This is a genomic window from Halomonas huangheensis, from assembly GCF_001431725.1.
In the GTDB taxonomy this organism is placed as follows: Bacteria; Pseudomonadota; Gammaproteobacteria; order Pseudomonadales; family Halomonadaceae; genus Halomonas; species Halomonas huangheensis.
Window position 1 is genome coordinate 2,683,912 of record NZ_CP013106.1, and the last position, 24,588, is coordinate 2,708,499.

Below are 24,588 nucleotides of genomic sequence, written 5' to 3' on the forward strand. Positions count from 1 at the left end.
TATCTTGATCGCATTGCCTATCACGCCGAGGCGAGCTCGAACCACCCCCGAAAAAATCCTCCGTATTATAAAGAGAAGGCACCGGATTGACTACATGATCGAACGTCGCAACGACGATCAGATCGGTAAAATATGTGCCAAAAACACATAAAAAACCCCTTGCAGATCAATATCTGCAAGGGGTATGCACGATCGAAAAAACCCGCTAGCGAGCGTTTTCCAGCGCTTTAATGGGCAGCGTGAGGCAACTTCAGGAACGCCACGTTCGAAATTTGCTGCAGGATACGAATGACCTGGCAGCTGTAGCCAAATTCATTGTCGTACCAAACGTACAACACCGCATGACGCCCCTGAGCGATGGTTGCCTTGGCATCGACAATACCCGCGTGACGGTTGCCGACGAAATCGGTGGAAACCACTTCCGGCGAATCAACATAATCGATCTGCTTCTGGAAGTCGGAACCGATGGACATGCGACGCAGATAGTCATTCAGCGCCTCACGATCGACTTCCTTGTTCAGAGACAGGTTGAGAATCGCCATTGACACATTGGGCGTCGGCACCCGAATGGCATTACCGGTCAACTTACCACCCAGCTCAGGCAGGGCCTTGGCTACCGCCTTGGCGGCGCCAGTCTCGGTCAACACCATATTGAGAGGGGCACTGCGACCGCGACGATCACCCTTGTGGTAATTGTCGATCAGATTCTGGTCATTGGTATAGCTGTGCACGGTCTCCACATGACCATGCTCGATGCCATATTCATCATTGAGCACCTTGAGAACCGGCACGATGGCATTGGTGGTACACGATGCTGCAGAGATGATGCGATCTTCGGCACTGATATCGGAATGGTTGATGCCATAGACAATATTCTTGACATCGCCCTTGCCGGGAGCCGTCAGCAGAGCCTTGGACACGCCCTTGCACTCAAGGTGCTGAGACAGGCCAGCCTCATCGCGCCAGATACCGGTATTGTCGACGACGACCGCATTGGTGATGCCATATTGGGTATAGTCGATCTCACTCGGCGAATCGGCGTAGATCACCTGGATGACATTGCCGTTGGCCGTCAGGGTGCGTGATTCCGCGCAGACACTGATAGTGCCATGAAAAGGCCCGTGCACACTGTCACGACGCAGCAGACTGGCGCGCTTCTCAAGGTCCTTGGCAATATCACCACGACCGCGCACGACTATCGCACGCAGACGCAGAAGGTTACCGCCACCGGCCTTCTCGACCAGCACCCGCGCAAGGATACGGCCGATACGACCGAAGCCATAGAGCACGACATCCTTGGGTTCGCCGGTTCCCGCCTGCGGGTCATGGCTATCGACGATCTCAGCCAGGTGCTCACGAATGAAGGCCATGGCATCACCACCGCCCTGCTTCTTGAAGGCTACACCCAGCTTGCCGACATCAACATGCGCAGGTCCGAGATTAAGCTCAGCCATCGCCTGAACCAGCGGGAAAGTGTCTCTCACCGACAGTTCAGTTCCCTCGATCTTACGCACGAAGCGATGATCCTTGAGAATACGGATGACGCTGCGATTGAACAGCGAACGACCGAACATGGTGGTGACCACGTTATTACGGCGGTACAGGCTACCGATCAGAGGAATCATCTGCTCGGCAATCGCCTGATTGTCGTGCCATTCCTGGAAAACAATTTCAGGTTGCTGGCTCACGGGGGACCTCTATGTAGGGGGCAGGAAAACGTTCGTATTATCTGACCACGATTCAGACAGGGCAATCGCTGTATGGTCGCATTCCCTGTAGGCGCATTACAGAAATAGCTATTTGACTACATGACGGAAATGAGGCTGGTATGATGAAGGGCAATGTAAACGGCAAGCTGTAAGCTGCTAGTCAAAAGCTGTAAGCAACCCCGTTCCCCGGCTTCTGATCCAGCCAACCCGTGGCTCGCCGCCCGAGGCTTATAGCTTATAGCTCAAGACTTACGATTTATGGCAGTGCCTGTCACCCACCGACATCGACAAGACTCGCATGACAACCTTTTCGCCGCTTGATCCGCCGCGTCCGCGTGGCACCAGAGACACTCTGTTCTGGCTGGAGCCACCGGGCGCCGCCACGGCATTGGCTCTGTCGCGCCTCGCCACTGATGCGCCACTACTGGTGATCACTGCCGATACCACTGAGGCTGTGCGACTGGAGAACGAGTTGCAGTTTCTCGCCGAGGTGGCGGTATTGCCGTTCCCTGACTGGGAAACCCTGCCGTACGATAGCTTCTCGCCGCACCAGGACATCGTTTCCGCTCGACTACGTACCCTGCGCCATCTGCAGGACGGCGTGCATGGCATTGTACTGGTGCCCATCAACACCCTGATGCAGCGCCTGTCGCCAGTGGACTATATCGCTGGGCGAGTATTGACGCTGGAAACCGGCGAAAAGCTGGATCGCGAAGCCTTTCGAGAGAAGCTCTCCCGCGCGGGTTATCGTGCCGTGGAGACCGTCTACGAGCCCGGCGAATACGCTCTGCGTGGCGCACTGATCGACCTCTTTCCCATGGGTAGCGATGCGCCGCTGCGTATCGACCTGTTCGACGATGAGATCGACTCCTTGAGGGTGTTCGATCCAGACAATCAGCGTAGTGCCGGCAAGATCGAGCGTATAGATCTACTTCCTGCGCACGAATATTCACTGTCACGCTCGGCGATTGCCTGCTTCCGCGAAGGCTTCGAGACCCTGTTCGATGTCGACCCGCGCCAATGCCCACTATACGTCGACGCCCTCAAGGGCATCCCCTCCCCCGGGCTCGAGCAATATCTGCCACTGTTCTTCGAGGAAACCGCGTCGTTGTTCGACCACCTCGCCGAAGGCACTCGCGTGGCCATGTTGCCGGGTGTACGCGACGCAGCCACGCACCATTGGCAAGCCATCAGCAGCCGGTATGAAAATCTGGGGGTAGACCCGACCCGGCCATTACTGCCACCCCATCGCGCCTTTATTCCCGAGGCGGAGCTGTTCGGGCTGATCAAGCATCACCCTCGGATCGAACTGGTTCGCGACCATGACCACCCTCATGCCATCGCTCCGCTGGCGGCTCCTGCGCCGCAAGTGGCCATCAATGCTCGAGCCCATCAACCGCTGGCAGCGCTCGACAAATGGCTCCAGCAACATGGCGAACAACGGGTGTTGTTTGTTGCCGAATCACGCGGACGTCGCGAAGCGTTGGAAGAGACGCTGTCTCCGGTCGCTGCAAACCTACCGGTCGTTGCATCGTTCACGGAGTTTCTCGATAGTGACGCACCACGCGCCATCGCCGAGGGCGAACTGGCTTCGGGGGCAGAACTGACCGACGCAGGCATCACTCTGATCACCGAAACAGAGCTGATCGGTGAAGTGGTGCGACAGACTCGGCGTCAGGGCAAGGCCACCGACGACAACGAGATGGCCATCCGTCACCTGTCGGAGCTCAAACCGGGCGCGCCTGTGGTCCACCAGGCACACGGTGTCGGGCGCTATCGCGGCCTGGAAACCCTCGAAGCCGGTGGCCAGGCCGCTGAGTTCGTGTGCCTGGAATACGCAGAAGGCGCCAGGCTCTACGTGCCAGTGGATAGCCTGCAACTGATCTCACGATATGCCGGCGCCGATGATGAGCTTGCACCACTACACCGTCTAGGCTCTGAACAGTGGGACAAGGCACGCCGCAAGGCGGCAGAGAAGATTCGCGATACCGCCGCCGAACTGCTGGACATCTATGCCCGACGCGAGGCTCGCGAAGGCTACGCCTGCCAGGCCCCGGATGACGAATATGCCCGCTTCGTGGCCAACTTCCCCTTCGAGGAAACCGCCGATCAGCGCGTGGCCATTCAGGCGGTAATCGCCGACATGACGGCTCCTCGCCCCATGGATCGCGTGGTGTGTGGCGATGTCGGCTTCGGCAAGACCGAGGTTGCCATGCGCGCCGCCTTCCTCGCCGTGCAATCCGAGCGCCAGGTCGTAGTACTGGTGCCGACCACCCTGCTCGCCCGTCAGCACTATGAGAATTTCCGCGACCGCTTCGCCGACACCGCTGTCAATATCGAACTGATCTCCCGCTTTACCAGTGGCAGTGGGCAGAACGAAACCCTCGAGCGTATCCGTGACGGCAAGTCCGATATCATCATCGGCACTCACAAACTGCTGTCTCGTCAGCTCAGCTTCCCACGCCTGGGACTAGCCATCATCGACGAGGAGCATCGTTTCGGTGTCGCACAGAAAGAGCGGCTCAAAGGCATGCGCAGCGAAGTCGATGTACTGACGCTGACCGCCACACCGATCCCGCGGACACTGAACATGGCAATGAGTGGCATTAGAGATCTGTCGATCATTGCCACCCCTCCTGCCCGCCGCTTGTCGGTCAAGACGTTTGTCCAACAGCGCGAGGAAGCGGTGATCAAGGAGGCCATCCTGCGCGAGATCCTGCGTGGCGGTCAGGTCTACTACCTGCACAATGAGGTCAAGACCATCGAGGCCGCCGCCGAGAAACTGCGGGAACTGGTCCCGGAAGCCCGTGTCGGCGTTGCCCATGGCCAGCTACCCGAGCGCTCGCTGGAGCGCGTGATGTCGGACTTCTACCACAAGCGCTTCAACGTGCTGGTGTGCTCGACCATCATCGAAACCGGGATCGATGTGCCTACCGCCAACACCATCATCATCGAACGCGCCGACAAGTTTGGTCTCGCCCAGTTGCACCAATTACGCGGCCGCGTTGGCCGCAGCCACCATCAGGCCTATGCATACCTGCTGGCACCGCCGCCCCGCGCCATGACCCGAGACGCCCTCAAGCGCCTCGAGGCCATCGGTCAGGCCGAGGATCTTGGTGCAGGCTTCACCCTGGCCAGTCATGACATGGAAATTCGTGGCGCAGGCGAGCTTCTGGGCGACGAACAGAGTGGACAGATGGAAGCCATTGGTTACAGCCTCTATATGCAGATGCTCGATCGTGCGGTGAAGGCCATCCGTGAAGGCCGCACTCCGAATATCGAGGCCCCGCTGGAACAAGGTGTCGAAGTTAGCCTCAATCTTCCTGCGTTGATCCCCGACGACTACCTGCACGATGTGCAGCAACGACTGGTAATGTACAAGCGAATTGCCAATACTCAGAATGATGGCGAACTCAAGGAGCTTCGCGTCGAGATGATCGACCGCTTTGGGCTTCTACCCGGCCCGGTCAAGACACTACTGCGCCAGACCCGCCTGAGGCATAGAGCCGAACGCCTGGGGGTTGCGCGTCTCGAGGCCGGCGCAGAGCGTGGACGCATCATTTTCGGGCGACACACAGCGGTGGACCCGCTGGTGCTGGTTGAGATGATTCAGCATGCACCACAGACCTATCGACTGGAAGGCGCCGACACATTGCGCTTCCAGTCCTCGATGGACAACGAAGAGGCTCGCTTTCAGGCCGTCGAGCAGTTGCTGGACACTCTCAACCGCAAGACAGAGGCAGCCTGAACATATTGCATCCCAGCTCCCTCCCGGGGCTGGCATTGATAGCCGAGTGCAGGCAAGCTATGCGCATTCGAATTACCGCTAAACAGTGACTGGCTAATCCCCGGTCAGGTTTCCACAATTGAGTCGAGACATGACATCAATGATATCCCACCTCGTCCCCCGCTCCCTGGCCCGTATCGCCATCTCCATTGGTGTTGTCGGAGCCCTGGCTTCTTCAATGGCAAGCGCCGAGGAACTGCCGCGCGGCTACTATGAACTGCCTGATGAAGGCGATCTGATCGGTAGCGTATACAGCGTCGCCGCTGAGGAAGATGACACACTGATTTCCATCGGACATGAGCATGGACTGGGCTACAACGCCATGGTGCGCGCCAATCCTGATGTCAGCGTCTGGTATCCCGGCGAAGGCACCGAAGTCGTGATCCCCGGTCAGTTCATCCTGCCTGACGCACCACGCAGCGGCATCGTCGTCAACGTCGCCGAAATGCGTCTCTACTACTATCCCGCCAACAGCGATGTCGTCCAGACGTACCCGATCGCTGTCGGCCGCATGGACTGGAAGACCCCTCTCGGCGCCACCACCATTACTGAAATGACGCGCAACCCTTCCTGGTATCCGCCTGCCTCCATTCGCCGCGAGCATGCCGAAGCCGGCCGGCCGCTGCCTGGCGTCGTCCCGCCCGGACCGGAAAACCCTATGGGCACACGCAAGATGCGCTTGGGGATTCCCGGCTACCTGATCCATGGCACCAACAAGCCTGAAGGTGTCGGCATGCGCGTTACCCATGGCTGTATCCGCATGCTGCCTGAAGATGTCGAGCGCCTGTTCGACCAGGTTGGCGTTGGCACTCGTGTACGCCTCGTCAATCAGCCGGTGAAGCTCGGCTGGATGGATGGCGAGCTCTATGCCCAGGTTTACCCTGTGCTGGATGAGGAAGAGAAAGAGGTCGACAACCTCGAGCGCGTCACCGACGCGATCGAAGATGCTGATGCTGCAGCCAGTGACAGTGATTTCAAGATCGACTACGAACGCCTCAAGCAAGCCGTAGAGAGCTCTTCCGGCGTTCCCTATGCCCTGATCACTCCGGAGCCCCAGGAGCCTCAGCCGCTGCCCGGAACGCTGTATGACCACATCGAGCTGGTCAGCGCAGCAGCAGATGTCGAAGAAGACGAGGTAGAGAGCAAGGAAGGCTGAGCGATTTACAGCAATCCTCTCATCAAGCGCCCCCAACCGGGGGTGCTTTTTTTTGGCGAGAAGCTGCGGGCAACGAACGACGAGCTGGCAAAAGCTGGGGTCCAGGCGAGCTTACCACTTACCTCTTGCTTCTTACCCCTTACCTCTCGCCTCTTATTTCTTACCTCTCGCCTCTTACTTCTTACCCCTCCCTACCTACAGCTCGAGCGCAGCGTGCCCGCAGCCCGTAGCCCGTAGCCCGTAGCCCGTAGCCCGTAGCCCGAAAACGACAGAGGCCCCACCTTTCGGCGGGGCCTCTGTCTAAATCATGTCACTCCCCGAGGGGAGAAAGCATGATTACTTACGCATGGAAGTCTGGAACATGCGGTTCATCTCTTCACGGTTCTGCTGAGACAGCTGCAGAGCCGCTTGTGCGTCACGCTGAGCCTGGGTCGCAGTAGCCTGAGCCTGGTTAGCAACGCTCAGAGCCTGAGAAGCGTCAGCCTGAGCCTGCTCGGCAGTGGTACGAACTTCTTCCAGAGCGCTGGAAGAAGCGCAACCAGCCAGAACGGCCAGAGATGCGGCAGCAGCGGTCAGCTTCAGAGTAGTCTTCAGAGTCATGGTGTTCTCCTTGAGTCTTCCTTGGTACTTCGTTGGTGATGCTTACGCATCAGGCTTCCTGCAAAGGCAGGCCTTTCTTGCAGCGACTTGTGCTGCGAAGCACAGGAGTCAAACGCTGTTTTATTATAGAAAACGGCGCTTGTCCAGAGTCTTCGTCGTCCTTTGCGCCCCTAAAGACTAGCGGATGACGACGCGAGTGCCAACTCCAATTAACGAAGCCAGCTGTTCAATTTCCTGATTGGTGACAGCGACACAACCATCCGTCCAGTTGAGATTGCGATGGATATTCATGTCACCCTCACCAACACCATGGATGCCAATGTACCCACCCAGCACTGTATCCTGAGGTGGGCTACGATGACGCCGATAGTAATCGAAATAGGCGTCATAATCATGCTCGGTATATAACCCGGCATCCAGCGCCATGCGCGCATGCACAGGCGTCGGATAGTCGAGCCCGATGAAGATGTCGAACTTGCTATCGTAGTTGAAGCGATTGACGTGAAACTCGCCCATTGGCGTGGTTCTGTCGCCCATTACACGCTGGACATCAGCACCTCCGCGCCCGAAACGAATGGGGGCGTAACGCGCCAATTCCACGTTACCTCGGTACACCGTCAGGTTGGATTGCTGATTGTCGATCAGCACCCAAACCTCATTGGTCGAAGTTGGCACAATGGCACGCCGTAACTGATCGTCTATTTCCCCGGTGTTCGCCCAACCAGTCACCGGTAGTAGCAAGGATGCCCCAAGTATCATTTGGAGCAGATAGCGACGGGTGATTCCAGACATGTCTCTTGAACTCTTTATCGAATTTCAGAAGAACTGGTAATTTTCTGTTACATCACAAGAAGCAGGTTATACCGCATTCTTTCCGATATCTATACCACCTGCGGAGCACTCTCTTTACATATAGCTACACGCAACACCGGCTACATGTATCCAAAAAGAGACAATTAAACCTTACCACTCTTCACTCGTCTCACGCAGTGCAGCAATCTCGTCCCGAGCAGCGCGAATACATCGGCGCAATTGTTCATCCAGCGGTGCCGCTGAGTGGCTGCTGGAAATCAACTGAGCATTGACGGCACCACGTTTCGACCCGGCTCCCTCATCACCATGCAACGCATTCAAGCGAGTCAGCAACCAACCCAACCAGCTCTCCGGATCGGCCGCCAGGCTGCGAAGTCGCTGCAACTCGGCGATGACATTATCGTCATCATCGCCCAGCAGTAGATCCCGCCAGTGGCGGGAATCCAGTTGAGCATGCGTGGAAACATCGCGCAGCAGGGCATCCAGCGCCAACTCGAGCAAGGCCAGGGCCCCCTCCTCGCTGGCGCAGCGTCGTGCTTCTCGGTGCTCATCGTCACCTGCCTCAATGCCGAGCAACAGTTCCGCCTGATACAAAAGCTGGTTGGTCCTGGCCCTTGGTGTCACTTGCGCTTGTCCTCTACCTGCCAGGATTTGCCATCAAAGGTCGCTTTCCAGCCGCTTGCCTTGCCCTTGTCATCATCGGTCATCACGAACTGCTCCTTGAGCTTGCGTGAGAAACGAATCTGCGCCGGCCGGCCATCCGGATCCTGATCCGGAGCATCCAGCAGGTAGTGATACTTGTCCGGTAGTTCGCTGGCGTGAGACTTGAGCTCCTTGACCAGCGGCGGACGTGTCTCGCGGTTACGCGGGAACTTGCTGGCCGCAAGGAACAAGCCACTGGCGCCATCACGCAGCACGTAATGGTCCTCGACCTTCTGACAGGCCAGCTCCGGCATCGGAATCGGGTCCATCTTGGGTGGAGCCACCTCGCCATTGCGCAACAGCTTGCGAGTATTACGGCACTGATCATTGGTGCAGCCAAAGTATTTCCCGAAACGCCCAGCCTTGAGCTGCATCTCCGAGCCACACTTGTCGCACTCGATGACAGGACCGTCATAGCCTTTGATACGGAACTTGCCTTCCTCGATGGCATAACCGGAGCAATCCGGGCTGTTGCCGCAGATATGCAACTTGCGATGCTCATCGATCAGGTAGCTGTCCATCGCCGTCGAACACACCGGACAACGCTGTTTGGCACGCAGTGCGTCGGTTTCCGCATCCTCTCCAGCGTCCGCCGCCACAGCCTCCTCGCCCGGCAACAGGTCGATGGTGGTCTTGCAGCGCTCCTTGGGCGGCAGATTGTAGCCACTGCAGCCAAGGAAGACGCCCGTAGATGCTGTCCGAATCTGCATCTTGCGTCCACAGGTAGGACAGTCAATGTCTGTAGGAACCGGCTGATTCGGGCGCATGCCCTCCTCGCTTTCGGCCTCGAGCAGCTCATTGCGGAACTCGTCGTAGAAGGCATCCAGCAGTTCCTGCCAGTTGCGCTGGCCTTCCGCCACCTCGTCGAGGTTGTCTTCCATGCGTGCCGTGAAGGAGTAATCCATCAGGTCGGGGAAGGATTCCTTGAGACGCTCGGTGACGATATCGCCAAGCTTCTCGGCATAGAAGCGCCGGTTCTCGAGCTTGACGTAGCCGCGATCCTGAATGGTCGAGATGATCGCCGCATAGGTCGACGGGCGGCCGATGCCACGCTTTTCCAGCTCCTTGACCAGGCTGGCCTCGGTATAGCGTGCCGGCGGCTTGGTGAAGTGCTGGCGTGGATCCAGCGCTTCCATGGTCATCGCCGTGCCCTGCTGAAGGTCCGGCAGCGACTGGTCTTCGTCCTTGCGGCCCATGGGAGTCATGACCCGTGTATAACCGTCGAATTTGAGAACCCGGCCACGTGCCTTGAGCTCAAAGCCGTCGACCTCGACCGTCAGTGTGGTCGACAGGTACTCAGCCTGAGTCATCTGGCAGGCCACAAACTGGCGCCAGATCAACTCATACAGGCGTTCGGCATCACGCTCCATGCCGCTGAGATCGGTGGCACGACGCTGGACATCCGAGGGCCGGATCGCCTCGTGCGCTTCCTGAGCGCCTTCCTTGCTTGAATAGCGATTCGGTGATTCCGGCAGATAACGCTTGCCAAACTCACTGCCGATATAGTCACGCGCACTCTCTACAGCCTCACCCGAGAGATTGGTTGAGTCGGTACGCATATAGGTAATGTAACCCGCTTCGTAAAGACGCTGGGCAAGGGTCATGGTCTTCTTGACCGAGAAGCCCAGACGACCACTCGCCGCCTGCTGCAGGGTCGAGGTAATGAAGGGGGCGCCAGGCTTCGAGCGGGTCGGCTTGTCCTCACGCGAGGTAATCGCCAACTTTGCCTTGTCGAGTCCGGCAATACGCTCGAGCGTTTCCTTCTCACTGGTAGGACGGAAAGCTCCTTGAGCATCACGAACCAGCTCGAAGCGCACCACTTCACCATCTGGCGTGGCCAGATCAGTATGAACGTCCCAGAACTCCTCGGGAATAAAGGCACGAATCTCGCGCTCACGCTCAACGATCAGACGCATGGCAACCGACTGCACGCGTCCGGCTGACAGCCCCCGGGCAACCTTGGCCCACAACAGTGGCGAGAGCATGAAACCCACCACGCGATCGAGAAAACGGCGCGCCTGCTGCGCCTCGACACGCGGAATATTCAGAATGCCGGGATCGTCGAAAGCTTCCGTGATCGCGTTGCGAGTGATTTCATTGAAGACCACGCGACGATAACGCTGCTCATCCCCCCCGATGGTCTCGCGAAGGTGCCAGGCAATGGCTTCCCCCTCGCGATCAAGATCGGTTGCGAGATAGACGGTGTCGGCCTTGGCCGCCAACTTCTTGAGTTCAGCGACGACCTTCTCCTTGCCGGGCAGGACCTCATAGGTGGCTTCCCACCCATTGTCCGGGTCGATGCCCATACGACGAATCAACTGCTGCTGGGCCTTGCGCTTGCGGTAGACCGCCTTTTCATCTGCCGACATCTTGCGCGTGGCTGCCGCCTGACGCGCACGCTCGCTGGGATCGGAAGCAGATTTGCCCGAGCCGCTGGTCGGCAGATCACGGATATGACCCACACTCGACTTCACGATGAACTCGTTGCCGAGGTATTTGTTGATCGTCTTTGCCTTGGCTGGCGACTCGACAATGACCAGAGACTTGCCCATAGCACTCCACAATATTCGCGACGTAGCGGCTTCCTGCGTACGCCGATGGATGACTGCCTCATCCCGACAGGATGGCGGAAAAATGCGCTTACCCTAACCCAGCACCGAGCATCACGCCAGTCGCAGAGGTCACGGGATGACAAAGTGACATCGCCGGAGGTATGGGCAAGAGACTAGACGCAAGGCTGTAGCGACGACAAGCCCATTGACGATTATCCTTGCTCCTCTGCCCATAACGCAGGATGCCTCCGCTCGATCACGGAGGCATCCCGGTCCACTGCTGTGGCTTATGACTTGCGCTGATTCGGGGCAGGCTTCGCACGCCGACGTGTCGGGGCCTTCTTCTCGGCAACCGGCTCGCCGTCAGACATCTTCTCGCTCGCGGCTTTACTCTCCGAGGCTTTGCTCTCGGCAGCCTGTGCCTTGCCCATCTCAGCTTTCTTCTCGGTGGCTTGTGTCTTGCCAGCAGACTCACTCACTGAGGCCGGCACAGTTGCCTTGCGATTACGACTGCTGGAAGACCCTCCGCTGCGCGGTGTGCGGCTGCGCGTCGCCGGGCGCGCCTTGGCAAACAGCGCCTTGATACGCTCAAAACGCTGCGCAGCGCGCTCACTGAGCTCACCGCTGGCCGCCAGCACATGCTCGATCTGCGCCAGATGAGCGTCGATCTCGGTGGCACTCTGGTCCTTGAGCAACTCAGGGATGGCGGCTAGCGCCTGCTCCTTGTCGAGCTTGAGAATAAAGAACTGTTCACGCAATAGTTCCTTGAAATCAGCGAGGCGCAAACCTGGCTCAAGCTCGGCACGCGAAGCCTGCAGGCGACGGAAGTTACGCCCATCGGTGGCCGGCGCACCACCCAGTACGTAGATCATCGAGCGCATCATCGCTTCGTGGCTACCACCTTCGGCTACTCGAGTCTGCAATTCCTGCTGGCGACGCTCGATAAAGCGACGACGCTCAGGCTCCGCGCCAGGCAGGCGCGGCCGGGCCTCAGGCGTTCCGCTCAGGCCAGCCAACGACTGCAGCACCGGCTGACCATAGATATCCAGGAACAGTCGTTCTACAGCGCTGTCTCGCAGCACTCGCCAGGCATCCAGGCTACTCGACACCTGACCGGAAAGAATATCCTCGAAAGTACGGAAGAGATTATCTTCGGCCAATGGCTGGCGGTTGCGACGAACCATATCCGCCAGCACCGGCAGTGATGTCATCAGTGGATTACGATCCGACAACAACCGATATCCGAGACGGCTGGGATGCATGCGACGCATCCAGCGTGCACTCTCGGGCGTCGATAGCGCCCGTACCCATGGCTGCATGAACTGGCGATAGAGGCCGAGGTTTATCTCCGAGACGCGTGCCACCGTCGCGAAACGTCGCTCGTCTTCGTCACTTCTCTTGACCACCTCGTCGAGATCGTCCAGATCACGGGTCTCGAACTCGAGCAGGTATTCACGCTCGATCAATTCCGCATCCGGCCGCTCGGCTGCCGTGGACACTCGAGTTTCATAGAGTCCCGGCGGCAACACATCGATATAGTCCATGTTGGCAGTGAACTCGGCATGTTCCTTGCGCGACACACTGCCAGAGACAAATATCCCCAGATGACCGGTGGTATCGTGGACGCAATACACGATGGTCTGCTCGTTTGCCTGGATGTCTTCAACACCACCGTACAGGTCCTGCACCCATCCCAGCGCTTGTGGCGGTGGCGTGATGTTGTCACCCTTTGAACAGAACACCACTACCGGCGAGCGCACATTGCGCAAATCGATACGCCGACCGTCGGAGGTCACCAGACGCGCCGTGGATAGCCGGTTGCCGAGAAACAGGTTATCGACAATGTACTGGATCTCCTCTCCTCCCAGCACTACATGGCCGCCCCACCAACGCTCGAAACGCAGATAACGTTCGGCCTCGGTGTCGACATTGGCGTACAGCTGATACTGCTTGTCCCACCAGGTGTTGGCCGGGTTGAGACGCTCGAAGTTCTGTACCAGCCAGGCACCGTCGAACACCCCATCACCAAGATCAGACAGGAGGTGAGTCGCCCAGCTACCGCCGGTCATACCGCCGGTATAACGCATCGGTGCCTTACCACGCTCTCCCGCCCAATAGGACAGCGGAGCACCAGCAATAAGGATCGGCCCGAAGACATCCGGTTCCAGCGCGGCAGCCATCATGATCTGCCAGCCAGCCTGGCAGTTACCGACCACCATCGGCTTCTCACTCTCCGGATGCAGCTCGATCACATGGCGCAGAAAGGCCACTTCGGCCTCCACCACATCTTCCACCGTCTGCCCCGGCACAGGGAATGGCATGAAGGCAATGAAGTAACATGGATGGCCGGCACGCAACGCCACACCCAGCTCGCTGTCGGATTTGAAGCCTCCAATACCGGGGCCGTGCCCGGCACGCGGATCCACCACCACGAAAGGTCGCGCCTGCTCATCGATCTCGACGCCTTCAGGTGGATGCACACGCATCAGCTCATAATTGACCGGACGCGGCAGATCTTCGCCCATCATGATGATATCAGCTTCGAAACCGAGCACACTGGGTCGAGACTTCTCGATGTGTTCGAGGTACTCGTTGCCTCGTTGGCGCATAACGTCCCAATACAGAACATTGCGTTCAACAGCGTCGTGCCAGTAATTGACAGCAGCCCGGCCAAAGCCAAAAGGATCAACCAGCGAGACAAGAGCTTCCGGGACTTGCGGCATCAGAGCATTCATGGATTACTCCCGAGTGTTGCCTGGTGCTGTTAGCGAGCGCGCAGGCATTTGCTGCACTGCCCATCGCACGCGAATATATTGCACTGCAATATAGCGCACCCACCCTGCTCATGCGAATCCCTGGCAGGCGGCACGGAAAAGCCTCTGCCTGAATCAGCAAAATCCTACACGACATAACGCACAGCGCCCGGCTTTAGGCCGGGCGCTGAATGGCGACGAGACAAGCATAGGTCAGCAGGTTACTTGACCTCTATACCATGAGCCTGTTGGTCAGCATGATAGGAAGACCTGACCAACGGGCCCGAGGCAACATGAGTGAATCCCATGGCCCTGCCCTGCTCGGCGAACCAGTCGAAGGTCGCCGGCGGTACCCAGCGATCCACCGGCAAGTGATTGCGGGATGGCTGCATATATTGGCCCAACGTCAACATATCAACATTGTGTGCGCGCAGATCACGCATCACCTCGATAACCTGCTCGTCGGCCTCACCAACACCGAGCATCAGACCCGACTTGGTCATGACCTCAGGACGACGTTCCTTGTAACCCTTGAGCAGATCCAGTGACCACTGATAGTCCGCTCCCGGCCGCACCTTGCGATAGAGGCTCGGAACGGTCTCGAGATTGTGATTGAAAACATCGGGAGGCGTGGTCTCGAGAATATCCAACGCTACTTCCATGCGACCACGGAAATCAGGTACCAGCACTTCGATCTCGATCTGCGGGCTATCGTTGCGAATTTCTCGGATACAGTCGACAAAGTGCTGAGCACCACCATCACGCAGATCATCACGATCCACCGAGGTGACAACCACATACTTGAGACGCATCTCTGCGATGGCTTCAGCCAGTTCGCGCGGCTCCCGCTCGTTGAGAGCATTCGGGCGCCCATGAGCAACATCACAGAACGGACAGCGACGTGTACAGATATCGCCCATGATCATGAAGGTCGCTGTACCGCCATGGAAACACTCGCCAAGGTTCGGGCATGAGGCCTCCTCACACACGGTGTGCAACCCATGGCGACGCAGAGTGTCCTTGATACGGGTAACTTCCTTCGACACTGGCATGCGAACACGCAGCCAGTCGGGCTTGCGTGGCAATTCCTCAGTGGGAATGACCTTGACCGGTATGCGTGCCATCTTCTCCGCGCCACGCAATTTCACTCCCCGCTCAACCCGGGTACTCTTCCTGGCCTTCGCAGCTGCCGCGGCAGCCTGAATGGCTGAATTGTCTGTCATGTCACTGTCCTTGAAGAACCAGCATGTCGCAACGCTGGTCAGTCGGTGATGAGGGGTGCCGTCAGCGCTGCAGGAAGCCCACTACACTCGACCAGAGGTCGATTGCCCAGTTGGCGTGTCAGAGTCCGCAGTAGACGCTGCGTCTCTGCCGCGACATCCACCCTCTCCGAAATCAAATCCGCCAGTTGGGTCATTGCCAACCCGGCATAGCCACAGGGATTGATTCTGGTAAATGGTGTCATGTCACCATCAAGATTGACGGCGACACCATGAAAACTTGCACCACGACGAATACGCAACCCCAATGAGGCAATCTTGGCGTCACCTACATAGACGCCGGGAGCATCGGCGCGCGCGCAAGCTTCAATGCCGTGTTCAGCAAGCATGTCGACCACACTGTTCTCGAGTGCGGTCACCAGTTCACGCACCCCAATGCGGCTACGGCGCACATCCAGCAATGGGTAGAGCACCAGTTGCCCGGGGCCATGATAAGTGACCTGTCCACCGCGATCCGTGGCAACCACAGGAATATCTCCCGCAGCCAATACATGTTCGGCCTTGCCGGTCTGCCCTTGGGTAAACACCGGCTCATGCTCGACAACCCAGATCTGATCAGGCGTATCAGCATCACGGTTGTCGGTGAGATCACGCATCGCCTGCCATACCGGATGGTAAGCACGGCGACCCAGTTGATAGACCTCAATCGGCTCCATCAGACCACCATATGCACACGCTGGGTGGCCTTGAGCTCCGCGAACAATGCCTTGAGCTGTTCCTCACCCGTGGCCCGCATGGTCAAACGAACCGACTGAAAACGGCCATTGCGGCTATTGATCACCTCGACGCGGGTGACATCAAAACCGGGATCATGACGCTTGACGATCTCGCCAACCAGAGCGGCAAAATCTTCTGCAGCATCACCGACTACCTTGACCGGGTAGTCACAGGGAAAGGTAATCGTCACATCCTCGGGGTTCGGCCCACCGGCGGTGCGCAGATCACGAAAGCTACGCTCACTCATCCTTTGCCTCAGTGCTTGGATACCCGACCATTCTACTCAACCTACCGCTTACGACCAAGAAAAGCCGTCAGGGAAAACATCTGGGGGCGACCCTTGGTCGCCCCCAGTGAAGTGTTGCCCGACTGACCGCAGCAGATAGGTATTACCGTCGACAACCGGTATCAATCGAACCAGCCACCGACAAGATCGGAGAAGAAACGCTGCACCTTGTCGAACATACGCTTGAAGAAGCCACCCTCCTCAACCGCCTCAAGGGCTACCAGTGGCCGCTCACCGACCACCTCATCTCCAAGACGCACTTCCATGGTACCCACCTGCTGGCCTGCAGCGATGGGAGCCACCAACCCCTTGTCGATATCCAGGCGCGCGGTCAGCTCCTCACGACGCGAGCGCGGTACCGTCATATAGACATCGCTGTCGACACCGACACGCAACTCATTGCTGGCACCTTCCCAGACACGCGGAGTATTCAGCACCGCCCCCTGGTCGTACAGCTTGAGGGTTTCGAAATAACGGAAGCCATAGCTCAGCAGCTTCTGGGTTTCCTGAGCACGAGCTTCATCAGAGGAAGTTCCCAGCACCACCGAGATCAGACGCATGTCTTCGCGCTGCGCGGATGACACCAGGCAGTAACCCGCGTCATCGGTCCAGCCAGTCTTCAGTCCATCGACACTGTCATCACGCCACAATAGGCGGTTACGGTTGTTCTGATCGATATTGTTGTAGCTGAAGTTCTTCTGACTGTAGATCGCGTAATGATCGGGATAGTCGAGAATGATGTGGCGAGCCAGACGCATCAGGTCACGTGCAGAGGAGTAGTGATTCTCCGCAGGCAGTCCGGTAGCGTTGACATAGTGGGTATTTTCCATACCCAACTGCGCAGCATGCTGGTTCATCAGGTCGGCAAACTGGTCCTCGCCGCCCGCCAGATGTTCGGCCATGGCGACACTGGCATCATTGCCGGAGACGATGATGATACCGTGCAGCAGATCATCCACAGAGACTCGGGTGCCAACCTCGACGAACATCTTGGAACCACCGGTGCGCCATGCTTTCTCGCTGATCGGCACCATATCGTCCGAGTGGATATTGCCACGTTCGAGTTCGCGCTCCACCAGGTAGGCCGTCATCAACTTGGTCAGACTGGCAGGCGGAACACGCTCATCAGGATTGTGCTCAGCCAGTACCCGACCACTGTTGGCATCGATCAGAATCCAGGACGTTGCAGCGACCTGGGGCGGTGAAGGAATCATGACTTGCGGCTCGGGCACGTCCGGCTGCGGCTTGGGGGGTGCCTCTTGAGCGCTCACCCAGGGAGCTACCAGTGACAGGCAGATAAGTGTCGACGCGATCACGCGTCGGGATAATAGTCTGGAGATCATGGTCATGTGTCTCTAATTACAACCCGCGGTAAACATCGGTGGCTTTGGGCCACCTCATATAGTGACAAGCTGTCAGACGATCACTGATCACTGACAACAAAAGCTTGTGGAAACCCCGCCTGACTCAACGCCTGGCGTACCGGCTCTACCTGACTACGGCTGGCCAGTGGCCCAACCTGAACCTTGTAGAGCCCCGCCGCATTCTCGACCCTCACACTCTGGTTCAGGCCGCCCTGAAGCTCGGACTGCAGAGAACGAGCCCCATCTGCAGAACCCAATGCCGCCACCTGCAGAAAGATACCGGAACCACTACTGGAACCACTACTGGAAGCCGCTGGAGAAGCAGCCTGAGGCGCCTTCGCAGCAACCGTCGAAGACGCACTCGAGGTTGACGCCGACCTCTGACTGGCAGACGACACTGCAGCAGCAGGTGCCGGTGTTGCAACCTTACCGCCATTGGCCTGCCACTGCTGAGGGTCAATCGCAGTCACGCGTACATTACCGGTGCCATGACCGAGGATATCCAGACGCGATGCAGCGGCATAGGAAAGATCGATTTCCCGATCGTCGTGAAAAGGCCCTCGATCATTGACCCGCACGATGACTGACCGACCATTATCCAGATTGGTGACCTGGGCATAGCTCGGCAATGGCAAGTTCTTGTGCGCAGCGGTCATCTTGTACATGTCATAGATCTCGCCATTGGACGTGGCGTACCCATGAAATTTCTGGCCGTACCAGGAGGCTGTTCCCTCGCGAGAATAGCCTCGGGCGTCGTCCATCACGTGGTAGGTCTTGCCCCACACCTCATAGGTAGACCGGTTCCCGGCCGATGAACGCGGCTCAACACGCGGCGTCGCATTCGGCACCTGACTTACGTCGGGAGGGGACTCCGGATAGGCATCACCGGTCATTGCGTAGCGACCGCCAGAACTGCTCGGCTGCGCGGCCGAGGCTGGCGCCGCCGCTGTCGAATCAGGCGCGGTGTTGCTGCTCGCGCAACCAGCCAACGCCAGTACGAGCCCCAGCGCCGGTGGAACGAGAGATCGTCGCATCATGTCTGCGGCTCCGTCTCGGTGGCTTGCAGCCATGACCCTTCAGCCAACTCTCTCACCTCGGCGATGGCCTCGGCCAGCTCAGTGACGGCCATGGCATAAAGATAACTGTGGTTATAACGCGTGATGACGTAGAAATTCTCACCACCCATACGATACTGCGTGACGCCGTCGCCCATATCGAGTGCAAGCGGCACGACCTGCTGATCAGCAGGAAGTGATTCCTCCGGCACAATACCGACAGCCGCCAACTCTCCAACACTGACATCAGGGCGATCGGCACGGTTGAAGGCAATGCTGGACGGCGGGCTACCGGGTCCTTCGGCATCCCAGTAGATACGGCCATCCCGCTGCCAGCGGTGCTCGGCAAAATAATTGGCAACACTGCCGATGACATCATCCGGGTTCGTCCACAGGTCACGATGCCCATCGCCATCGAAGTCGACCGCATAGGCCTGATAACTGGTGGGAATAAACTGAGGGTAACCCATGGCCCCGGCATAAGAGCCCTTGAGTTCGGTGGGGTCGACTTCCTGCTCATAAGCGATCTGCAGGAAGGCTTCCAGCTCGCCAAGGAAGAAGTCACCACGCCGCGGATGGTGGAACGCCAGTGTCGACAATGAGTCGAGCACCCGATGGTCTCCGGTAATCCTGCCATAACGGGTCTCAACTCCCAGAATGGCGGCGATGATTTCCGGCGCCACGCCGAACTCACGCTCAGCGCGCTCAAATGTCTCTAGATGGGTCTGAATAAAGGCTGCGCCCTGATCGATGCGCTCCTCGTCGAGGAATATCCTGCGATAACGTTCCCAGGTCATGTTGTACTCGGCGGCGCCACTCATGGCGTCGAGCACTGATGATTTGAACTGGGCGTGGCTTATCGCATCGTTCAACCACTCCCGGCTGACTCCCTCACTCGCTACACGATCTACCATTGCCCGAACCTGCGCTGACTCTGCAGGATCGAAGTCCGCGGCCGATGCGGTCATCGGCATGGCGACCAACAACATACACAGCGCTGCACGAACGCCACCTTTTCCCTGGAACGGGGGCACCTTCATTGATCTTCTCCCTGAATCAGCGCCTGTTAGCTCGGTTTCTGCAAAACGTGGGCAGAAGACCTACTCTGGGCGATCTGCTCCCGGCTCTATCGCGGCAACAATCGGCGGTGTGCGTGAACCGCCATGAGAATACCGAAACCGGCCATCAAGGTCACGCTGGAAGTACCGCCGTAACTCACCAGTGGCAACGGAACCCCTACGACTGGCAGGATTCCACTGACCATGCCGATATTGACAAACACGTAGATGAAGAAGGTCAGCATGATGCCGCCTCCCAGCAAGCGACCGAAGGTATCCTGGGCAGAGCCCGCCAGCCACAGGCCACGGGCCACAATAAGTAGATACAGGGCCAGAAAGGCCAGCATGCCAATCAGGCCGAATTCCTCACCCAGAACCGCAACAATGAAGTCAGTATGGCGCTCAGGGAGAAACTCCAGTTGAGACTGGGTACCATGCAGCCACCCCTTGCCCCATATGCCACCGCTACCGATGGCGGTGGTCGACTGGATGATGTTCCAGCCAGCCCCGAGAGGGTCACTCTCGGGATCAAGAAAGGTCAGCACACGCTGGCGCTGATAGTTATGCATATTGATCCACAGTAGTGGCAATGCCGCCCCGGCCAGCGCAACGATAAAACCAATGAAACGCCACGACAGTCCCGCCAGCAGAATCACAAAGACAGCCGCGGCTGTTACCAACAACGAAGTCCCCAGGTCAGGCTGGCGAGCAATCAGTACGACAGGCAACCCGATGAGTAATGCGCAGCCCACCAACACCTTCCAACTGGGGGGCAGCTCATGGCGACTGATCCAGGCAGCAACCATCATCGGCACCGCCAGTTTCATCATCTCCGAGGGCTGAAAGCGGACCAGCCCGGGAATCTCCAGCCAACGTTGAGCGCCCATACCGATATCACCGAGAACCTCCACAGCGACCAGCATCAACATCCCCACCAGGTACGCCGGCAACGCCCAGCGCATCAGCGAAGACGGAGAGAACTGGGCAAGCACCAACATCACGACCAGCGCGACCCCGAAGCGCACCGCCTGGGCAATGACCATATGACTGCTCTCGCCACTGGCGCTGTACAACACCATAAGGCCAGCCGACATCAGCAGCAGCAACATCGCCACCAGCCAGGGGTCGATATGCAGCCGCTGCCAAATGGTCTTGCGCCGCGATATGCCGCTTTCCGGCTGCTTGACTGGATAACCACGCAATGAACCCAACAGATCCCTGATCATTACTGGCTATCCTCCGCGTCCTTTCCCCCAAGACATGACTCGCCTTGTGGAAGATCACAGTTGTGTTCAAGTATCCATGCGTCGGTCATGGCTCTGGCCAGGCTTGCCGCATGCGTCGACCCTCCGCCGGCATTCTCGACGATGACCGACACTGCAATCTGCGGGTTATCGACCGGAGCAAACGCCATGAACAAGGCGTGGTCGCGCAGACGCTCACGAAGCTCGCTGGCGTTGTACTTCTGGTTCTGCCCCAACGAAAACACCTGCGCAGTACCTGATTTACCGGCCATACGGTACTTCAGCCCCGCGCCGGTACGACGTGCAGTGCCCTCACGCCCCGACAGAACCTTCTCCATACCACTGAAGACTCGATCCCAGTAACTCTCGTTACCGACTTCGATATCCGGCGGAGTATTGGGCAGATCCGCTGGCACGGCCTCATCACCGATATCCAATGCCAGCCGCGGGCGCACATGGTGGCCACGGTTGGCCAGCACCGCGGTGGCCGATGCCAGCTGCAGAGGCGTCACCTGGAGGTAGCCCTGGCCAATGCCAACGGAGAGCGTCTCACCCGGGTACCAGGATTGCTCGAAACGCGCCCGTTTCCACTCTCGCGACGGCAACAGCCCATCACCCTGCCCGGCGACATCAGCAGCGACCCGGGTACCAAAACCAAAGCTCCCGAGGTGCTCGTGGATATTATCGATGCCGAGATCATGGGCCAGCGAATAGAAGTAGGTATTATTGGACACCGCCAACGCGCGCTCCAGATCAACGCGACCATGCCCCCAACGCAACCAGTTGCGATAACGGCGGTCGTCATTGGGAAGCTGGTAGTAACCAGGGTCGTAGACCACCTCTTCCGGCGTGATGACCCCTTCAATCAAACCACTCATGGCCATGAACGGCTTGATGGTTGAACCCGCCGGATAACTGCCTCGTGTCGCACGATTGAACAACGGTAGGTCGATGTCCTCCTGCAAGGCTCGATAGGAAGCAACATCAATCCCGGTCACGAACTGATTACTGTCGAAGCCCGGTACCGAGGCCATGGCAATGATTTCACCAGTCTGCGGCGCGATGGCCACAATCGCACCACGCCGACCGTCGAGTAGATCATAGGCCAACTGCTGCATATCACTGTCGATGGTCAGCGTCAGGTCCTTGCCCGGCTCGGGATCCGTGTGCCCCAACTCACGAAGCACTCGGCCACGAGCATTGGTTTCCACCTTGCGCAGGCCTGCACGACCGTGCAACTGGTTCTCGTAGAAATACTCGACACCGGTCTTGCCGATGAAATGAGTGCCCGCGTAATTGCCGGGATCCAGATCTTGAAGCTCTTCAGCATTGATGCGCCCGACGTAGCCGAGCGCATGTGCCATGATATCGGCATGCGGGTAGTAACGTAGTAACTGAGCCTGGACCTCAACCCCCGGCAGACGGTGACGATTGACTGCCAGGCGAGCGATCTGCCATTCGGTGAGATCACTCATCAGCAACGCCGGCTGAAAAGGACGCTGACGCTGGCGCGAGCGAACCTTGAACTCATCGACTTCCTCAGCCGGGAGCTCCAGAAGATTCACCAGCATAGTCAACGTCTCATCGAGATCATCGACTCGCTCTCGCACCAGCGTCAGGTTGTAGGTCGGACGATTCTCCGCAACCAGTTTGCCATTGCGGTCATATATCAAACCACGCGTGGGAGGCAGTGGCTCGACGCGTACTCGGTTATTCTCGGAGCGGGTGCTGTAGACCTCATGCTGAACAATCTGTAGGTAGCACAGTCGGCCGACCAGCAGGCCCGACAGCAGCAACACCACCAACACGGCCAGACTGGCACGCACCCGGAAGATACGCAGCGCGTGCTCGGGGTTTTTCAGGGTTTCACGACGCTCACGCATGTGAGGGGCAATCCTTGGCAGACAGGGTCATCGGTGGTACGGATGTCCCACCATCAGCGTCCAGGCACGATAGAGCTGCTCGGCGAGCAGCAGCCGCACCAGCGGATGAGGCAGGGTCAAAGCGGACAGCGACCAGCGCTGGTGGGCGCGGGCCGAAAGTTCAGACGCCAGACCGTCAGGGCCGCCAACCAGCAATACGACATCACGTCCATCCAGACGCCATTGCTCAGCGGCCTCAGCCAGCCTTTCGGTACTCCAGGATTTGCCCAGGACTTCCAGCGCCACCAGGTGTTCGTCCCCCTTGAGGCGCGCTTCGATACGCTCTGCCTCCTGGGCAACGGCCCGCCCGACATCCGCATTTCGCCCACGATGGCCAGGGGCGATCTCCTCGACCTCGAGTGAGAAATCACGAGGCAATCGCTTGCGATACTCTTCGACCCCTTCGTTGACCCAACCCGGCATGCGTGTACCAACCGCCAGCAGGCGGACTTTCATGCCTTGGCCTCTTCTCCCGAGGGAGCGGCATCAGTCGGCAGGTCTGCCCACAGGCGTTCGAGATCATACAAGTCTCGCGTCGCCGGCAGCATCACGTGCACCACCAGCTCTCCCAGGTCCACGAGCACCCAGTCAGAACCATTCTCACCTTCGACACCAAGCGGCTGAATGCCCTCTTCCTTGACCGCTGTAACGACAGTGTTGGCCAGAGCCGAAACATGCCGCGTGGAGGTGCCACTGGCGACCACCATCCAATCCGTCACGCTGGTCAAGCGCGAGACATCCAGTGCCGCGACGTCTACGGCCTTGAGATCTTCCAGCGCCTCGATCACGATCGTCTTCAGTGCGTCGATCTGCATAGCCCCTCTTCTATGGGTATTCGGAAAGATCGCCATTGTAACCCGTGTGTCGACTTCTGGCAGTGACAAAAACGCCGACAGTGATATCTCGTCTGCGCGATAAACACCCAGCCGCCATCAACGATAGAGGCCAAGACGCAGAATTTCCTGCTCCACTGCTTCGCTGAGCAGGTAGCGCACGCTGTCGCCACGCGCCAGGCTGTCGCGCACAAAGGTTGCCGAAATCGCCATGCGTGACGGGAGTCTCAGCCGCAACAGACTGCCACAAGGGCGCTGTTCAAGAGCGTCGGCGCTGGCCACCTCACGCCCGGCAAGCAGGCGCTGAAGCGCCCCCGGCAAGGCTTTTTCATGGTCAGGTCTGTCGACCACCACAACGTGAGCAAGTTCAAACAGACGCTCGGGCTGATGCCAGTCGGCCAGCTTGAGGAACGCATCATGCCCCAGCGCCATGATCAAACGCGCCTGGTCACCATAGCGCGCACGCAGGTCGCCAAGCGTATCTGCGCTCCAGGACGGACCGTCTCGTTCGAGTTCACAAGGGTCGGCCAGCAACCCCGGAGTGCTGTCGATGGCAAGACGCAGTAATGCCAGGCGCTGCTGAGAGGATACCTGAGGACGGTCACGCAGCGGCGGCTGTGCAGAGGGGATCATGTGCACCCCGTCCAGTGCCAGCGCCATGCGCAGTTCAACGGCGGTACGCAGATGACCGAGATGCACAGGATCGAAAGTGCCGCCCAGCATCGCAATACGTACCGGACGGCCTTCCGTCGAGCGG

19 protein-coding genes are annotated in these 24,588 nt (G+C 58.5%); 2 read left to right on the forward strand and 17 right to left on the reverse strand.

Translation table 11 applies throughout. The annotated features are described in order from the left end of the window. Nucleotides 1-227: 227 nt before the first annotated feature. The gene (locus AR456_RS11730; RefSeq protein ID WP_021817190.1) at nt 228-1,688 is read right to left on the reverse strand and encodes a glyceraldehyde-3-phosphate dehydrogenase; all 1,461 of its coding nucleotides are present in this window, start codon (nt 1,686-1,688) and stop codon (nt 228-230) included. A 319-nt stretch (nt 1,689-2,007) separates the two neighbouring features. Between AR456_RS11730 and mfd the strand changes: the two genes are divergently transcribed. Both mfd and AR456_RS11740 read left to right on the forward strand, forming a co-directional pair. Further along, complete coding sequence (mfd, locus tag AR456_RS11735; RefSeq protein WP_021817189.1) at nt 2,008-5,457, forward strand: transcription-repair coupling factor; 3,450 nt, start codon at nt 2,008-2,010, stop codon at nt 5,455-5,457. Between the two features lie 130 nt (nt 5,458-5,587). Continuing rightward, a complete protein-coding gene (locus tag AR456_RS11740; RefSeq protein WP_021817188.1) occupies nt 5,588-6,652 on the forward strand; it encodes a L,D-transpeptidase family protein in 1,065 nt (354 codons plus the stop codon). Nucleotides 6,653-6,988: 336 nt separating this feature from the next. Here AR456_RS11740 and AR456_RS11745 read toward each other — a convergent pair whose 3' ends face one another. From AR456_RS11745 to nadD, 16 genes are all read right to left on the reverse strand, one after another. Beyond that, complete coding sequence (locus AR456_RS11745; RefSeq protein ID WP_021817187.1) at nt 6,989-7,252, reverse strand: Lpp/OprI family alanine-zipper lipoprotein; 264 nt, start codon at nt 7,250-7,252, stop codon at nt 6,989-6,991. Nucleotides 7,253-7,429: 177 nt separating this feature from the next. Further along, nucleotides 7,430-8,044, reverse strand: a complete 615-nt coding sequence (locus AR456_RS11750; RefSeq protein WP_021817186.1) for a L,D-transpeptidase family protein — start codon at nt 8,042-8,044, stop codon at nt 7,430-7,432. 171 nt (nt 8,045-8,215) lie between these two features. Beyond that, nucleotides 8,216-8,689 carry a DUF6586 family protein gene (locus AR456_RS11755; RefSeq protein WP_031206896.1) on the reverse strand — a complete coding sequence of 158 codons (474 nt, stop codon included), beginning with the start codon at nt 8,687-8,689 and terminating at the stop codon, nt 8,216-8,218. After that, the gene (topA, locus tag AR456_RS11760) at nt 8,686-11,319 is read right to left on the reverse strand and encodes a type I DNA topoisomerase (RefSeq protein ID WP_021817184.1); all 2,634 of its coding nucleotides are present in this window, start codon (nt 11,317-11,319) and stop codon (nt 8,686-8,688) included. The genes AR456_RS11755 and topA overlap by 4 nt, the downstream gene beginning before the upstream one ends. A 287-nt stretch (nt 11,320-11,606) precedes the next feature. Further along, nucleotides 11,607-14,054, reverse strand: a complete 2,448-nt coding sequence (locus AR456_RS11765) for a DUF3141 domain-containing protein (RefSeq protein WP_021817183.1) — start codon at nt 14,052-14,054, stop codon at nt 11,607-11,609. Nucleotides 14,055-14,293: 239 nt separating this feature from the next. Then, a complete protein-coding gene (gene lipA / locus AR456_RS11770) occupies nt 14,294-15,295 on the reverse strand; it encodes a lipoyl synthase (protein ID WP_021817182.1) in 1,002 nt (333 codons plus the stop codon). A 38-nt stretch (nt 15,296-15,333) separates the two neighbouring features. Further along, nucleotides 15,334-16,008, reverse strand: coding sequence for a lipoyl(octanoyl) transferase LipB (gene lipB, locus AR456_RS11775; RefSeq protein ID WP_021817181.1), 675 nt, complete (start codon nt 16,006-16,008; stop codon nt 15,334-15,336). Next, on the reverse strand, nt 16,008-16,316 hold the full coding sequence (locus tag AR456_RS11780) for an HP0495 family protein (protein ID WP_021817180.1): 309 nt from the start codon (nt 16,314-16,316) through the stop codon (nt 16,008-16,010). Before AR456_RS11780 ends, lipB begins: the two co-directional genes overlap by 1 nt. A gap of 161 nt (nt 16,317-16,477) precedes the next feature. After that, nucleotides 16,478-17,704: a D-alanyl-D-alanine carboxypeptidase family protein gene (locus AR456_RS11785; RefSeq protein ID WP_155829110.1), complete on the reverse strand. Its 1,227-nt coding sequence runs from the start codon at nt 17,702-17,704 to the stop codon at nt 16,478-16,480. Between the two features lie 74 nt (nt 17,705-17,778). Then, nucleotides 17,779-18,756 (reverse strand): septal ring lytic transglycosylase RlpA family protein, encoded by a 978-nt coding sequence (locus AR456_RS11790; RefSeq protein WP_021817178.1) that lies wholly within the window; start codon nt 18,754-18,756, stop codon nt 17,779-17,781. Next, the gene (gene mltB, locus AR456_RS11795; RefSeq protein WP_021817177.1) at nt 18,753-19,814 is read right to left on the reverse strand and encodes a lytic murein transglycosylase B; all 1,062 of its coding nucleotides are present in this window, start codon (nt 19,812-19,814) and stop codon (nt 18,753-18,755) included. Before mltB ends, AR456_RS11790 begins: the two co-directional genes overlap by 4 nt. Nucleotides 19,815-19,900: 86 nt before the next feature. Then, complete coding sequence (gene rodA, locus AR456_RS11800; RefSeq protein WP_021817176.1) at nt 19,901-21,058, reverse strand: rod shape-determining protein RodA; 1,158 nt, start codon at nt 21,056-21,058, stop codon at nt 19,901-19,903. Continuing rightward, entirely contained in the window at nt 21,058-22,959 is a 1,902-nt protein-coding gene (gene mrdA, locus AR456_RS11805; RefSeq protein WP_021817175.1) for a penicillin-binding protein 2, read from the reverse strand. The genes rodA and mrdA overlap by 1 nt, the downstream gene beginning before the upstream one ends. A gap of 27 nt (nt 22,960-22,986) precedes the next feature. Further along, nucleotides 22,987-23,454, reverse strand: coding sequence for a 23S rRNA (pseudouridine(1915)-N(3))-methyltransferase RlmH (rlmH, locus tag AR456_RS11810; RefSeq protein WP_021817174.1), 468 nt, complete (start codon nt 23,452-23,454; stop codon nt 22,987-22,989). Beyond that, nucleotides 23,451-23,813, reverse strand: a complete 363-nt coding sequence (gene rsfS, locus AR456_RS11815; RefSeq protein WP_021817173.1) for a ribosome silencing factor — start codon at nt 23,811-23,813, stop codon at nt 23,451-23,453. Before rsfS ends, rlmH begins: the two co-directional genes overlap by 4 nt. A 117-nt stretch (nt 23,814-23,930) precedes the next feature. Further along, entirely contained in the window at nt 23,931-24,554 is a 624-nt protein-coding gene (nadD, locus tag AR456_RS11820; protein ID WP_021817172.1) for a nicotinate-nucleotide adenylyltransferase, read from the reverse strand. Nucleotides 24,555-24,588 lie beyond the last annotated feature (34 nt).

What these genes read in the sequence shown, in the direction of transcription:
- AR456_RS11750 (WP_021817186.1), bottom strand. Translation starts at nt 8,044, where the DNA reads ATGTCTGGAATCACCCGTCGCTATCTGCTCCAAATGATACTTGGGGCA.
- mltB (WP_021817177.1), bottom strand. Translation starts at nt 19,814, where the DNA reads ATGAAGGTGCCCCCGTTCCAGGGAAAAGGTGGCGTTCGTGCAGCGCTG.
- AR456_RS11780 (WP_021817180.1), bottom strand. Translation starts at nt 16,316, where the DNA reads ATGAGTGAGCGTAGCTTTCGTGATCTGCGCACCGCCGGTGGGCCGAAC.
- AR456_RS11785 (WP_155829110.1), bottom strand. Translation starts at nt 17,704, where the DNA reads ATGACCATGATCTCCAGACTATTATCCCGACGCGTGATCGCGTCGACA.
- rodA (WP_021817176.1), bottom strand. Translation starts at nt 21,058, where the DNA reads ATGATCAGGGATCTGTTGGGTTCATTGCGTGGTTATCCAGTCAAGCAG.
- mfd (WP_021817189.1), top strand. Translation starts at nt 2,008, where the DNA reads ATGACAACCTTTTCGCCGCTTGATCCGCCGCGTCCGCGTGGCACCAGA.
- nadD (WP_021817172.1), bottom strand. Translation starts at nt 24,554, where the DNA reads ATGCTGGGCGGCACTTTCGATCCTGTGCATCTCGGTCATCTGCGTACC.
- AR456_RS11740 (WP_021817188.1), top strand. Translation starts at nt 5,588, where the DNA reads ATGACATCAATGATATCCCACCTCGTCCCCCGCTCCCTGGCCCGTATC.
- topA (WP_021817184.1), bottom strand. Translation starts at nt 11,319, where the DNA reads ATGGGCAAGTCTCTGGTCATTGTCGAGTCGCCAGCCAAGGCAAAGACG.
- rlmH (WP_021817174.1), bottom strand. Translation starts at nt 23,454, where the DNA reads ATGAAAGTCCGCCTGCTGGCGGTTGGTACACGCATGCCGGGTTGGGTC.
- AR456_RS11790 (WP_021817178.1), bottom strand. Translation starts at nt 18,756, where the DNA reads ATGATGCGACGATCTCTCGTTCCACCGGCGCTGGGGCTCGTACTGGCG.
- rsfS (WP_021817173.1), bottom strand. Translation starts at nt 23,813, where the DNA reads ATGCAGATCGACGCACTGAAGACGATCGTGATCGAGGCGCTGGAAGAT.
- lipB (WP_021817181.1), bottom strand. Translation starts at nt 16,008, where the DNA reads ATGGAGCCGATTGAGGTCTATCAACTGGGTCGCCGTGCTTACCATCCG.
- AR456_RS11765 (WP_021817183.1), bottom strand. Translation starts at nt 14,054, where the DNA reads ATGAATGCTCTGATGCCGCAAGTCCCGGAAGCTCTTGTCTCGCTGGTT.
- mrdA (WP_021817175.1), bottom strand. Translation starts at nt 22,959, where the DNA reads ATGCGTGAGCGTCGTGAAACCCTGAAAAACCCCGAGCACGCGCTGCGT.
- lipA (WP_021817182.1), bottom strand. Translation starts at nt 15,295, where the DNA reads ATGACAGACAATTCAGCCATTCAGGCTGCCGCGGCAGCTGCGAAGGCC.
- AR456_RS11745 (WP_021817187.1), bottom strand. Translation starts at nt 7,252, where the DNA reads ATGACTCTGAAGACTACTCTGAAGCTGACCGCTGCTGCCGCATCTCTG.